Source organism: Aquimarina latercula DSM 2041 (assembly GCF_000430645.1).
GTDB lineage: Bacteria > Bacteroidota > Bacteroidia > Flavobacteriales > Flavobacteriaceae > Aquimarina > Aquimarina latercula.
Window position 1 is genome coordinate 1 of the sequence record NZ_KE387186.1, and the last position, 12585, is coordinate 12585.

Here is a 12585-nt window from a genome sequence, read left to right on the forward strand (position 1 = left end):
TAAAAGTTATATTAGGTAAGTCAAATACTTCTATGGAATCACTTGAACTATCGTTACAAGTGCCTGCACTTGTGTAAGTTATTGAATGTGTTCCGACATCCGAAATAGTTGGGTTAAAGCTGTAGGTAAGTCCATTACCATCATCAGTTACACCAGGACCAGAATAAACCCCTCCAGTTGGAGTTCCGCCTCCTAAATTAGTTTGTATTCCAGCATTAATACATAAATCTGCGGGTGCTGAATAACTTGCAACATCATTTGCAGTGACATTGACCGTAAGATTTGCACACGAACCGGGAACTACACATAAACCTCCTTCACCTCTTACAAAATAAGTGGTGCTTGGTGATGAAGGGGTAACTACAAAGGATGATGTGCTGGTAGTTCCGATTTCTGTACCTCCACAAGCTCCTGTGTATATGTACCATTCTGTTGCGTCGTTTAAGTTTCCAGAAATAGAAAGTGTAGCAGTGTCACCTTCGCAAAGAGTAGTTGGAGCATGTGTAACGGTAGGGATATCCGGATCAGTACAAGGAATCGCAGTAAGGTTTACTAAAAATAATAAATCACTGTTTGCCTGTGGGATTCCATTTTCATAACGTTGACCATCTGCATAATTAGGTGTTGGTTCATTATCATACGCTATTAGTCCACCTATATTGGAAATATCAAGCGTATACGTTTGTCCAGAGATTAGAGTAATATTTAACGCTGAAAAATCAAATTCCGAATAATCAGTAGGAGTCGAAAAAGGACTAGTAGTCTGATTCGTTAGCGTTCCTAATACCGTTCCACCATACCCTTCTCCATCATAAAGAGTTACATTTACTACATCACTAGTAAAAGTTAGAATACCAATAGAATTTAAAATGCCATTACAAGAAGCTATGAAACTCTGCCCAGATTGAAGAGAAGTTCCATTTATCAATTGGTCATCATCATTTTCAATAGAACATTGACTATTTCCAACATTTGCAATACAAAAGATTGCAATTACAAGTATAATTCTTTTCACTTTATAAGTATTTTAAATACACCTTTTCAGAGTTGTTAACACTGAATTTAAAAGTTATTAACAATGTAGATTGGGGGCTTATTTGTATAAGAGTGTCTACTGTTATGACTTTAAGTTTGTTATATGTTTATTGCGTAAAGATAGATAATTATTTTTTGTTAATAACTTTAACATTAAGAAGACCTGTCAAATAGCTGAAATTTCAAGATAGAAAATGATGTAAAACACAGACTTTTAGATGACTATTATTAATCGCGCAAAGTTTTATGAAGAGGATTGTGCTTTGTGTTTATAAATAATCATAGAGATTTATTATTTTCGTCGGATGCCATATTTTTTAATTATCGCTTTACAGGGCTTCTGCATATATCACGCTTTTAAAAATAACCGTGAGTACTATTGGTATTTTCTAATTGTGCTTTTACCAGTAATAGGATGCATTATTTATTTAGTTACGCAAGTCTTTAATAAAAGGGATTTAGATGTTGTTCAAAAGGAAATCGTAAGTGTAGTAAATCCAACTAAAAAAGTAAATGATCTTAGAAAACAAGTGGAGTTTGCTGATACTTTTCAGAATAGGGTTTTACTTGGTGATGCCTTATATGAAATTAATGATTATAATTCTGGAATTGGAGAATATGAAATAGCTTTAAATGGTAAGTACAAGTCTGATTCGGGAGTTGTCAAAAAACTTCTAGAAGGGTATTATCATACAAGTCAATTTGATAAAGTCATTTTTTGCGCCGAAAAAATAGTTAAAAACACTGACTTTAAAGGGTCTAGAAGTCAGTTTTTATATGGTTTAGCTTTAAAAGAAGAAGGAAGGTCTAATGAAGCTGAAGAAAACCTAAGATCAATTGATCAGCGATACTCTAATTATGAAGAGCGCTATGTTTTAGCTCAATTTCTTATTAGCAAAGGAAAAAATATAGATGCTAAAGAAATCTTATCAGAAATAATGTTAGAATCGCAACATATGTCTAAACATAACCGCAACAAATATCGAGGAGTTGTTAATGATGTAAAGAAGTTAATTACATCTATTTAGTGCGTTAGATTGTAATAATAGACGATATAAGCTAATTAAGAGTAGTATTTACCGGTAAAGAATAGATAATCTCTTTGCATTTCGCAAAAACTTTCTATTTTTACAAAAATCAAAAGTTCCCCGATCACCTTGAAAATCAAACCTATTCAAATATCTTTGTTTCTAATACTCGTGTTGGGAGGATTATTCGGTTTAATGTTTTTGAGCAAAAAGGGAGGAATCCAAAAAGCTCAGATACAAGAAGATGGCTTCTCCTATGAAGGAGTTTCTCTAAAATACCCTACATATAAAACTTTCTTAGCTTTAGAAAAAGACTCATCACTTACTAAAAAGCAAGATATTTTAAAAGTTACGGAAACCGTTGTTCCTGTGGCTGATGAGTCCGATCTGGAATATGAATCCTTATCAGCAATTAAAGAAAATAAAGATAGTTTACAAAGGCCAGATTTCTCTAAGATTGATAGTACTAGAATTGAAAGAATACGATACCCTGTAGATAATCCGGATTTTGTAAAAGAGCTACAGTCTAAATTATCTTCTAGATCTTGTAGAATAATACATTATGGTGATTCTCAAATAGAAGGAGATAGAATTACAGGTTATATTAGAAATAGGTTGCAAACCATGTATGGAGGTAGTGGTCCAGGTTTTATACCAGTAAAACCAGTTTATAATCAAATAGCCGCTGTGGTAAAGCCTAGCGAAAATTGGTTTAGATATGCTAGATTTGACCCGACACAGGAGAGATTTAAGCATAGGAAATACGGGGCATATATGTCAGTTTCTCGATTTACCGAACATAAAAAAACACTTCCTGATAGTACTACGTTGGATTCCTTACCCGTGGTAAAAGCTTCCGTGGTTATTGGAAAATCTAAAAAAGCATATGCTAAATTCAGAAGATTTACTAATATAGGATTACATTACGGAAATTGTAATTTTCCAATTAAAGTTTCTGTTTACAATGATGGAAAGCTAATTAAACAGGATAGTTTAATTGCAGATGGTCGATATCATAGGTATACGATAAAAACCAATACAACTCCAAGTAGTTTAAAAATTGAACTAGAAGGAAAAGTAAGCGCAGATTTTTATGGGCTGACATTAGATGGAGGATCAAGAGTACAGATTGATAATGTTGCTATGCGTGGTTCTTCAGGAACCATTTTTTCTAGTACCAATGCTTCTATTTATGGTCAGATGACTAGAAATCTAAAACCTAAGATCATCATTATGCAATATGGTGGAAACACGATGCCCTACTTGAAGGACTCTACAAAGGTTGATAACTATGCAAAATCTATTGTAAATCAGATTAATTGGTTGAGACGAAGAACTAAAAATGCAAGTTTTATATTTATTGGTCCTACAGATATGTGTCTTCCTGTAAATGGAAAAATGGAGACTTATCCTTTATTACCATATTTAAACACTAAATTAATAGAAACTTGTTCAGAAAATAACGTTGCGTATTGGAGTATGTATGATGCTATGGGAGGGAAGGGTTCTATGCCTTTTTGGGTTGAAGAAAAGTTGACTGCTAATGATTATATGCACTTTACTTGGAAAGGAACTAAGATTATTTCGGAGTTGTTTTTTACTGCATTATACTTAGATCTAAAAAAAGAAATAGCCGATGAAACATAGTATATTATATTTATATTTTTGTTTAATGTGCACTTCGGTTATAGGTCAGGATTATGTTTTGGATACTATAAGAGATAAATATCCTTTTATTAACTGGAAAGCAAATAAGATTAAATTTGTAGAAAATGCTCCTTCTTTTGTGAAGTTATTTCATAAACTAGATACTATAGCCAGAGGAAATGAAGAAAATGTTCATATTTTTCATATTGGAGGCTCTCACATACAAGCTGATATTTATTCTAATAGGTTAAGAACGTATTTACAACATATGAGTCCTACTGCAAAAGGTCAAAGAGGATTTATTTATCCGTATAAAATAGCAAGCACGAATAACCCTAGTAATTTCAATGTAGAATATGATGGGAATTGGAAGGGATATCGTTGTTCTATAAAAAGAGATAGTATCGCCTGGGGTATGGCAGGTGTAACGGCAGTTTTTAAAGATTCAATTTCAAATATTAAGATAAAGGCAAATCATAGAGGGTACGATGCGCAACAATACGATTTTAATAGAATTAGAATTTTTTATGATAATTGGAGTGAAGATTATGAAATCTACTTTAAAGAGTCTGGACTAATAGCGGATACCAAAGTAAATAAAGAGGCGCATTTCATTGAATTTGTATTGACACAAACTTTAGAAGAGGTAGAATTTTGTGTTCAAAGAATTGGTAATCCTAAAAACCCAGAGTTTTTAATGATGGGTATGGAGCTAATGAATGATAATAGCGGGGTAGAGTATACTACTATTGGTGTTAATGGGGCAAGTTTCAGCTATTATGATAGGTGTAGATATTTTAATGATCAGTTGATGTTGTATAAACCAGATTTGTTTATTGTCTCAGTTGGAACTAATGATGCGTATCATCCAGATTTTAATCCAAAAGAGTATAAAGCTTATTACGAAAACCTTATTTTAAACATACAGAAAGCTAATCCAGATTGTGCAGTTTTACTTACAGTTCCTAATGATTCTTATTATAAGAAGAAGTATCCAAACCCTAGAACTAGGGTGATGCAAAAGATTATTTATGAATTGGCAGAAAAACATAAAATGGCAGTTTGGGATTTTTATGAAATAATGGGAGGTTTTAACTCCTCTAGAGATTGGTATCAGAATAAGTTAATGCCACGAGATAGAATACATTTTACACAATTGGGATATAGAATTAAAGCAGATTTATTATTACAAGCATTGACAAATTCCTGGGAAAAAGAATTAAAGTTAACGCCTAATTCTGTTTTGAATCAAATAATTAATGAATAGATTAAGAGATATTTTTTCTTTTTCAGAGGAGTATCCTCTGATATTTACACAGGCGGATTTCTGGGTTTTCTTTGCAGTTATCTATTTTCTGTATTCGATATTATACAGCAAAAAGAATCTACGTAGCGCGTATCTGTTTGCGATAAGTCTCTTATTTTATTACAAGACGAGCGGTTTATTTATCGGAATCTTACTTTTTAGTACAGTAAACGATTTCTTTTTGGGTAAAGCCATTTACAATAGTAAATCTATATTGATCAAAAAACTACTGGTAACAGTAAGTGTGATAATTAATCTGGGAACGCTTTGTTATTTTAAATACGCCTATTTTTTTACAGAATCTTACAATAGCCTTTTTAATACTAATTATGAGGTTATTAATTACTTAGCTCAATTTGCTAATTCCTGGGCAAGTATTGATTATTTTACTGTTGACGCGATCATATTACCCGTGGGAATTTCTTTTTATACCTTTCAGACTATTAGTTACAGTGTTGATATTTATCGAAAACAGATAGAACCTCTAAAGTCCATTATAGATTTTGGTTTTTTTGTAAGTTTCTTTCCGCAATTGGTAGCAGGTCCTATAGTTCGTGCTTCGGATTTTGTTCCTCAAATCAGAAAAGAAATTACAATTACTAAAGAAGAATTTGGGAGCGCAACATTTATGATTCTAAAAGGATTAATAAAGAAGATGCTTTTTGCAGATTTTATCGCGATGAATTTTATGGATCGTGTATTTGATGTTCCAGAAATGTTTTCTGGGTTTACAAATATTATGGCAATGATTGGATATTCATTACAGATCTATGGTGATTTTTCAGGATACACGGATATTGCGATTGGACTGGCATTGCTAATGGGTTATAAATTACCGGTTAATTTTAATTCGCCTTATAAGGCCATTCATTGCGGGGATTTTTGGAAACGATGGCATATATCTCTGTCTAGTTGGTTAAAAGATTATTTATATATTCCAATAGGAGGAAACCGAAATGGAAGTATATTCTCTTATGTTTTTATTACTGTTTTTACTTTTTTAGGAGTATTTGCATATTCAGATTTTGGAATAGCAATTATAGCAACAGCGGGAATAGGCTTATTACTTATTATTACACTATTCTCCGCCAAATTAGCTTGGCATTTTAATAGAAATGTTAATATTATGATTACGATGTTAATCGGAGGTCTATGGCACGGAGCTTCTTGGAAATTTGTAATATGGGGAGGATTAAATGGATTGGGAGTTGTTGCATATAAATATTGGCGCAAAATAAGCCCTTATGAAAATTCTAATGCTTGGTTAGCAGTTACCTGGAAGATTGCATTCACTTTTATCTTTATAACTTTTACCAGAATCTATTTTAGAGGTAATAGTATGGATCATATTAATCGTTTTTATCAAGCGATTATGACTAATATGGATTGGACAAATGCATTGGTGGTTCTTTGGGAGTATAGAATCGTGTTTATAGTAATGTTATTGGGTTACATCACGCATTGGTTGCCATACAAAACTAAGGATTGGATATTAGATCAATTCATTAAAAGTAATGTTATTGTCAAAGGAATAATAGCGGTTATTGTTGCTGTTATATGTTATCAAACATATGCGGCAGATTTTCAGCCATTTATTTATTTCCAGTTTTAAGATCTATACTGATTTTAGACCCTACTAGATAAAATCTTTTTAACTTCGTGTTTGTAAATAAAAACTAGTATTGTTTCAACATACACATCCATACGAGCCTTTTTTTCCTGCGGGAGCCACAAAATTAATTGTGGGAACATTGCCACCTCCACGTTTTACTTCTGGAAAATTGAAAGAAGGAGATGTTGATTTTTGTTATGGAAGTATTAGCGGATTATTATGGCCGGTTTTAGATCGTATTTTTGATTTAGATTTGATTTTTGAAACAACACAAAAAGCAATAGATCAGCGTAAGAATTTTTTAACCTCTCGAGGTATTGGAGTATGTGATATTGTGCATAGTTGCGAACGTGAAAAAATTGATGCATCTGATTTAGGTATGCAGCATATCCAACTAAGAGATGTAGTGTCATATTTACATCAATACCCTAATATAGAAACTCTTTTATTTACTGGTGGTAACAGTAAAAATGGACCTGAATATTTTTTTAGAAAACATCTTAAAGAATATCAATTAAAGTTAGAAGTAGTTTCTAATGATATTCCAAGAATTCATAGTTTTAGACTTGGAGAAAGAACTATAAAAACAGTTTCGTTGATTGCACCGTCGGGAGCTGCAAATAGATCTATTGGAAGTTTACAAACTTATAAAGATTTAAAAAACCAAAATCCAACATTCAATACAATTGATTTTAGAGTCTTGCAGTATAAAGATTATTTCTGATAAGATAGAAAAATCGACATCAATATTAGTGATGTCGATTCTCTTAATAAGTAACTTTGTTACAATACTATATTATGCATCTTGATAGGCTTGCGCTTGTGCAAGTAGAAATTTAGCTTGTTTTTCTGGTGCCATTTGAATCTGTACTAACCTCCATGTAAGATTGTAAGTACTAATCTTAAAGTTAGCAGGAATAGAACCGAAAAAAGGATCATTTGTGTCTAATGCGGTCGTTGCAAATGATGGTTGTCCTTTGGTGATTAGTTTAATTTCCGAAACACTCCCATCAATTGAACCTGTAACAGAGCGATAATATTGCCAAACTAAAGACGTGCTACCAATGCTATTAGTTAGATCTCTAAAACCATCTGCTGGTGGTGCAGATACATTATACGGTACTGTTGAGCTGGTTCCGAATTTATAAGATAATGAATTCACAATTTCTTTACCGCCCATGTTTACCGAAGAATAATCAAAATCCGTTTTTACGCTTTTGATTCCGTTCATTACATCCTTTACAGATGATTGAGCAGTTACATTTGGTACCTGTAGGTTTTCGAAATAACAGTAGAGTCCCACAACTCTAAAACTTACTTGTAATGACATAGTTCTTTTTTTAAAGTTAATATTTTTATTATGCCAAATTACAGTAAGTATTCAGGGAAAATACCCCGTATTAATACTGGTTAACAATTGTTTATTTATAAAAGAAAGAAAGTTTATGTCATTCAATTAAAGCTATACAATCGTTAACGTTTTTTTATAATCAGAATAGGTTTTAGTGAGATTATCTATTTCCATTGTAACGATAGTGTCCAATGATTTTATAGTCAAATAAACAATCTGCTAGTACTTGACCAGAACCAATGTTATGAACAATTAAATATCGTTTTTGATCAGAAGATTTTTTGTTTACGACTAATCCAATATGAGTAAGCCCTCCTCCTAAACTCCAACTAATGATATCTCCAGGTAAGTAATCTGTTGCGTTGTTAGAATTAGATTTTGTCTCTCCAAATCTAGAAAAGAATTTCATTAAATTAGGAACTCTTCGATGATCAATATTTTTATCTGTTTTAGATAGTCCCCAGTTTTTAGGATATAAATGAAAATTCACTTTCATATCTTCATGAACCTCTTTTTGAAGATCGATTCCTAGTTTTCTATAGGCCCTTATTACTACATCTGTGCATACTCCTTTATCACTCGGAACATCTCCATTTGGATATTTTATGGAGAAATATGAAGGATCATAAGTCACATTATCTGCGGTTAATCTTATTGTAGCGTTGGATAGTCTATCATAAAAGCTTTCTTGAGAAACAAGAATATTAGAAAATGTAGATACTAAAAGGAATAAGATTAGTCTATGCATTTTGTTTTGTTTTTAATTTATTAACGTTATTAATTTTTTATTATTAAGAAAATTCTTGCATTATATTGTTAAAATTCTTTTTTTTGATCCTTGATTAGAATATAGTCTATTTTAATCAAGTATATAATTTTTGATACCCCTAATCTTCAATTTGTACTCATTATACTTTCGCGAAGGTGACTAACTAAAGTTACTACGATATTTCGTTATGAGAATTTACTGTTTACTAGCTGCTTTTTGCTCTTTGCTACAATATAGTTATGGGCAACAATTAGATGTTGATTTTTCCAGAGATGGATTGCTAGTTTTTAAGGAATTAGGAGTTTTAACTTCTCATATTATTGATTTTGATGTTCTAGAAGGTGGAGAAATTAATGTTTTGTACGAATCTGATGCAAAAAGAAACCTGGTACGTCTTACTAAAAATGGTACAAAAGATATTCGTTTCAATACCGAAATAAGTAATCTAAATAACGAATATACCATACCAGTAGCGATTAATTCTAAAGCAGATGGGAGTATATTAGTTCTATCAAACTTCTGGAATGGACATAGTTGGATGATTTCTGTAAATGAGTTTTATGATGATGGAACTATTAATCACGGGTTTGGTAGTAGTGGAGTGTACAAAAAAAATATTCTTGATAATTTAGATGATAATTATGGACAATATATTTATGCTTCATCAAGAGATGAGATAATAGTTGTTGCTAAAGTAAAAGATTTTAGAAAAACAGAAAGTGAAGAAAAGATTGCTATTCTTAAACTTTCTGATATTGGAGAAACATTATCATCCGGTCTATATGATGATCATTACTTTACATTAAATTGCTCTGCAATGACAGATGATTATCTATTGTTAGCATATTCTGAATCTATTGATAATGGAGAAGAACAGGCCACATATTTGGCTGGATTGGATAGCGGAAAAATGTCTTCTAATAAATTAAACTGTATACAGATTAATGAAGATTATCAATCATTTGATCGTATCGTATTATCTGAAAAAGCATTATATACCTCGCAATTAAAAAGTGATTCTGAAGGTTTGTATCATATTCGTAAATATGATGTAGAAGGAAATTTAGATGTTTCTTTTTTTGATACCGGAGAAATGAGTTATAGCGCAGATATTTATAATACGGATTTTGTAGTAAATAATAAAGGAGAAGTATTTGTTATTTCTGCTAGTTTGGATAATGAATTCGAAATATTGATCAAAAAGTTATTAAACAATGGAGATATCGATATGGATTATGGTACCAATGGAGTAGCTTCAGTTTTTCTTAAATACCCAATCTTAGAATTAAATAAAATTCTATTGGATGAAAAAAGTGAGTTGTATATTTCTGGTGAAATGCGTGTCGAAGGCGATTCTTATGGTTTTATGACAAAATTAAAACTAAATATGGAGCAACTAAAAAGAGAAAAATTAGAAAAATTCTTGGATAATTTATTTACTAAAGAATAGTAAATTATTTAGATAACTCTTCTAACCTTTCCTTTTCTATTTTAGTGAGTTTATCAATACCTTGTTTGTTTATTTTATCTAATAAATCATTTAATTCTTTTTCTTTTTCTATTTTATTTGAATTGTATCGATCGTCTATATCTAATAGCCCTTCTGGTTTTTCCTTAATACTTTTTTTGAATTGCAAAAAATCAGGTTTTAACCACTTGATGAAAACAAAAATGACAATAACGGCGATTATTAAAGGAATAGAAATAAAGGTTATCAATAAAATCGGAGATATCATAAAAATTCTAATTAATTCAGAACGAATATTATAAATATTCTTTTTTTAAATTTATGAATATTATCTAATTGTTTCAATAAAATCTTCAATACTTTCTACACCATTTTGAGTTAAGTGTTTGATAAAAGCAGATCCAATAATTGCACCTTTTGTAGTTTTAGTCGCTTTAGTAAACGTTTCATTATTACTAATACCAAATCCAACAATCTGTGGCGCCTTTAAATCCATATTAGCGATACGTTCAAAATATGCTTCTTGTGTATTTCCGAATCCAGATGTAGATCCTGTAACACTTGCAGAGCTTACCATATAAATAAATCCATTTGAAACACTATCAATAAAACGTATACGTTCTTCTGAAGTTTGCGGAGTAATTAAAAAGACATTGATTAATCCGTATTTTTCAAAAGTTTCTTGATATTGCTCGTGATACTCGGCAACTGGTAAATCAGGTATGATTAATCCATCAATTCCTATTTCTTGACATTTGGCGCAAAAAGCTTCTACACCATACTGCATCATTGGGTTAAAATACCCCATAATAATTAATGGTATGCTCACAGATTTTCTAATATCTGCAAGTTGTTCGAACAACAGTTTAGTAGTCATTCCATTTTTTAAAGCTATTGTAGAACTTTCTTGTATTGTTGGTCCATCTGCCAACGGATCGCTAAAAGGTAATCCTATTTCTATCATATCAACACCGCTTTTTTCTAGATCCTGAATGACTTTTTTTGTATCAGATAATGAAGGATAACCTGCTGTAAAATATATTGATAATAGTTTTTTATTTTGCTCAAGAGCTGTATTAATTCTGTTCATGTCTTTATTAGTACAGTAGTCTTTAATTAGTAATCAGTGTCAATAAAATAGATTGATACTAAGTACTAATTACTTTCTACTAATTTATTATAATTTGAAATAATCTATATAAGTATTAAGATCTTTATCTCCTCTCCCAGAAAGACTAATTACTACAATGTCATCAGGTTTAAATTTTTTGTCATTGAATATAGCCAAGGCATGCGATGTTTCTATTGCTGGGATGATACCTTCTAATTGAGATAATTCTAATCCAGCAGCCATGGCATCGTCATCTGTTACAGAGTAAAACTCTCCTCTTCCGGTTTTGTATAAGTGCGAGTGTAAAGGGCCTACACCTGGATAATCTAATCCAGCCGAAATAGAATATGGTTCGGTGATTTGGCCATCGCTCGTCTGCATTAGTAATGTTTTGCATCCGTGTATAATTCCTTCTTTACCTAATTGAGATGTTGCAGCACTTTCTCCACTATTAACGCCTTTACCAGCAGCTTCTACAGCAATAATTCCTACGTTTGGTTCATCTAAGAAATGATAATACGTTCCTGCTGCATTACTTCCGCCTCCGATACAGGCCACAACATAATCTGGATTTTCTCTTCCTTCTTTTTCTTTTAATTGCCATTTGATCTCTTCAGATATAATCGATTGAAATTTAGTAACCATATCTGGATACGGATGTGGTCCAATAGCAGAACCAATAATATAATGAGTATCTACTGGGTTATTTATCCAATCTCTAATAGCTTCATTAGTTGCGTCCTTTAATGTTTTACTTCCGGATTTTGCAGGCCTTACTTCTGCACCAAGCATTTTCATACGAGCTACATTAGGAGCTTGACGTTTAATATCAATTTCTCCCATATATACGATACATTCAATTCCCATTAATGCACAAACTGTGGCAGTAGCTACACCGTGTTGCCCAGCTCCTGTTTCTGCAATAATTCTATTTTTGCCTAATTTTTTTGCTACTAGAATTTGCCCAATGGTATTGTTTACTTTGTGTGCCCCAGTATGATTTAAGTCTTCACGCTTTAAGTATACTTTGGTATTGTGTTTTTCAGAAAGACGTTTGGCATAGTATAATGGAGATGGTCGTCCTACATAATCCCTTAATAGTTGATCAAACTCCTCTTTAAAAGAAGGTTCATTCATAATCTCTAAATATGTAGATCTTAACTCTTCTACATTAGGGTATAGCATTTCTGGAATGTATGCTCCTCCAAAATCACCATAATATCCTTTTTCGTTTACTTGGTAGCTCATTTCTTTTCTT

General features: G+C 31.8%; 12 protein-coding genes. 6 read left to right on the top strand and 6 right to left on the bottom strand.

Annotation, left to right across the window (positions count from 1 at the left end; genetic code table 11):
* Positions 1 to 1015 (bottom strand): immunoglobulin domain-containing protein (locus H526_RS30090; RefSeq protein ID WP_035086624.1); only part of this gene is annotated, 1015 nt, incomplete at its 3' end.
* A 325-nt stretch (positions 1016 to 1340) separates the two neighbouring features.
* On the opposite strand from H526_RS30090, the gene H526_RS0124620 reads away from it, so the two are divergent.
* The 5 genes from H526_RS0124620 (at position 1341) to H526_RS0124640 (ending at position 7352) form a co-directional block, all read left to right on the top strand.
* Positions 1341 to 2063, top strand: coding sequence for a hypothetical protein (locus H526_RS0124620; RefSeq protein WP_027395388.1), 723 nt, complete (start codon positions 1341 to 1343; stop codon positions 2061 to 2063).
* A 156-nt stretch (positions 2064 to 2219) separates the two neighbouring features.
* Positions 2220 to 3710 carry an SGNH/GDSL hydrolase family protein gene (locus H526_RS0124625; RefSeq protein ID WP_155839780.1) on the top strand — a complete coding sequence of 497 codons (1491 nt, stop codon included), beginning with the start codon at positions 2220 to 2222 and terminating at the stop codon, positions 3708 to 3710.
* Complete coding sequence (locus H526_RS0124630) at positions 3700 to 4977, top strand: GDSL-type esterase/lipase family protein (protein WP_035086628.1); 1278 nt, start codon at positions 3700 to 3702, stop codon at positions 4975 to 4977. The genes H526_RS0124625 and H526_RS0124630 overlap by 11 nt, the downstream gene beginning before the upstream one ends.
* On the top strand, positions 4970 to 6628 hold the full coding sequence (locus tag H526_RS0124635; protein WP_027395391.1) for an MBOAT family O-acyltransferase: 1659 nt from the start codon (positions 4970 to 4972) through the stop codon (positions 6626 to 6628). The genes H526_RS0124630 and H526_RS0124635 overlap by 8 nt, the downstream gene beginning before the upstream one ends.
* A gap of 70 nt (positions 6629 to 6698) precedes the next feature.
* Complete coding sequence (locus H526_RS0124640) at positions 6699 to 7352, top strand: uracil-DNA glycosylase family protein (protein ID WP_027395392.1); 654 nt, start codon at positions 6699 to 6701, stop codon at positions 7350 to 7352.
* 72 nt (positions 7353 to 7424) lie between these two features.
* Here the strand turns inward: H526_RS0124640 and H526_RS0124645 are convergent, their stop codons facing one another.
* Together H526_RS0124645 and H526_RS0124650 are read right to left on the bottom strand one after the other, a co-directional pair.
* The gene (locus H526_RS0124645; protein ID WP_027395393.1) at positions 7425 to 7958 is read right to left on the bottom strand and encodes a hypothetical protein; all 534 of its coding nucleotides are present in this window, start codon (positions 7956 to 7958) and stop codon (positions 7425 to 7427) included.
* A gap of 181 nt (positions 7959 to 8139) precedes the next feature.
* Positions 8140 to 8727 (bottom strand): DUF1287 domain-containing protein, encoded by a 588-nt coding sequence (locus tag H526_RS0124650; protein WP_027395394.1) that lies wholly within the window; start codon positions 8725 to 8727, stop codon positions 8140 to 8142.
* Between the two features lie 208 nt (positions 8728 to 8935).
* Between H526_RS0124650 and H526_RS0124655 the strand changes: the two genes are divergently transcribed.
* On the top strand, positions 8936 to 10198 hold the full coding sequence (locus H526_RS0124655) for a hypothetical protein (protein WP_027395395.1): 1263 nt from the start codon (positions 8936 to 8938) through the stop codon (positions 10196 to 10198).
* A gap of 4 nt (positions 10199 to 10202) precedes the next feature.
* On the opposite strand, the gene H526_RS32000 is transcribed toward H526_RS0124655, so the two are convergent.
* The 3 genes from H526_RS32000 to trpB all read right to left on the bottom strand — a co-directional run bounded on the left by H526_RS32000 (position 10203) and on the right by trpB (position 12575).
* Positions 10203 to 10385 (bottom strand): DUF6576 domain-containing protein, encoded by a 183-nt coding sequence (locus H526_RS32000; protein WP_155839781.1) that lies wholly within the window; start codon positions 10383 to 10385, stop codon positions 10203 to 10205.
* Positions 10386 to 10544: 159 nt separating this feature from the next.
* Complete coding sequence (gene trpA / locus H526_RS0124665) at positions 10545 to 11306, bottom strand: tryptophan synthase subunit alpha (RefSeq protein ID WP_027395396.1); 762 nt, start codon at positions 11304 to 11306, stop codon at positions 10545 to 10547.
* An 87-nt stretch (positions 11307 to 11393) separates the two neighbouring features.
* Entirely contained in the window at positions 11394 to 12575 is a 1182-nt protein-coding gene (gene trpB / locus H526_RS0124670; RefSeq protein ID WP_027395397.1) for a tryptophan synthase subunit beta, read from the bottom strand.
* Positions 12576 to 12585: the final 10 nt, after the last annotated feature.

Excerpts from the sequence above, each read along its gene's own strand:
- trpA (WP_027395396.1), bottom strand. The coding sequence starts at position 11,306 with ATGAACAGAATTAATACAGCTCTTGAGCAAAATAAAAAACTATTATCA.
- H526_RS0124650 (WP_027395394.1), bottom strand. The coding sequence starts at position 8,727 with ATGCATAGACTAATCTTATTCCTTTTAGTATCTACATTTTCTAATATT.
- H526_RS0124630 (WP_035086628.1), top strand. The coding sequence starts at position 3,700 with ATGAAACATAGTATATTATATTTATATTTTTGTTTAATGTGCACTTCG.
- H526_RS0124645 (WP_027395393.1), bottom strand. The coding sequence starts at position 7,958 with ATGTCATTACAAGTAAGTTTTAGAGTTGTGGGACTCTACTGTTATTTC.
- H526_RS0124635 (WP_027395391.1), top strand. The coding sequence starts at position 4,970 with ATGAATAGATTAAGAGATATTTTTTCTTTTTCAGAGGAGTATCCTCTG.
- H526_RS0124620 (WP_027395388.1), top strand. The coding sequence starts at position 1,341 with ATGCCATATTTTTTAATTATCGCTTTACAGGGCTTCTGCATATATCAC.
- trpB (WP_027395397.1), bottom strand. The coding sequence starts at position 12,575 with ATGAGCTACCAAGTAAACGAAAAAGGATATTATGGTGATTTTGGAGGA.
- H526_RS0124655 (WP_027395395.1), top strand. The coding sequence starts at position 8,936 with ATGAGAATTTACTGTTTACTAGCTGCTTTTTGCTCTTTGCTACAATAT.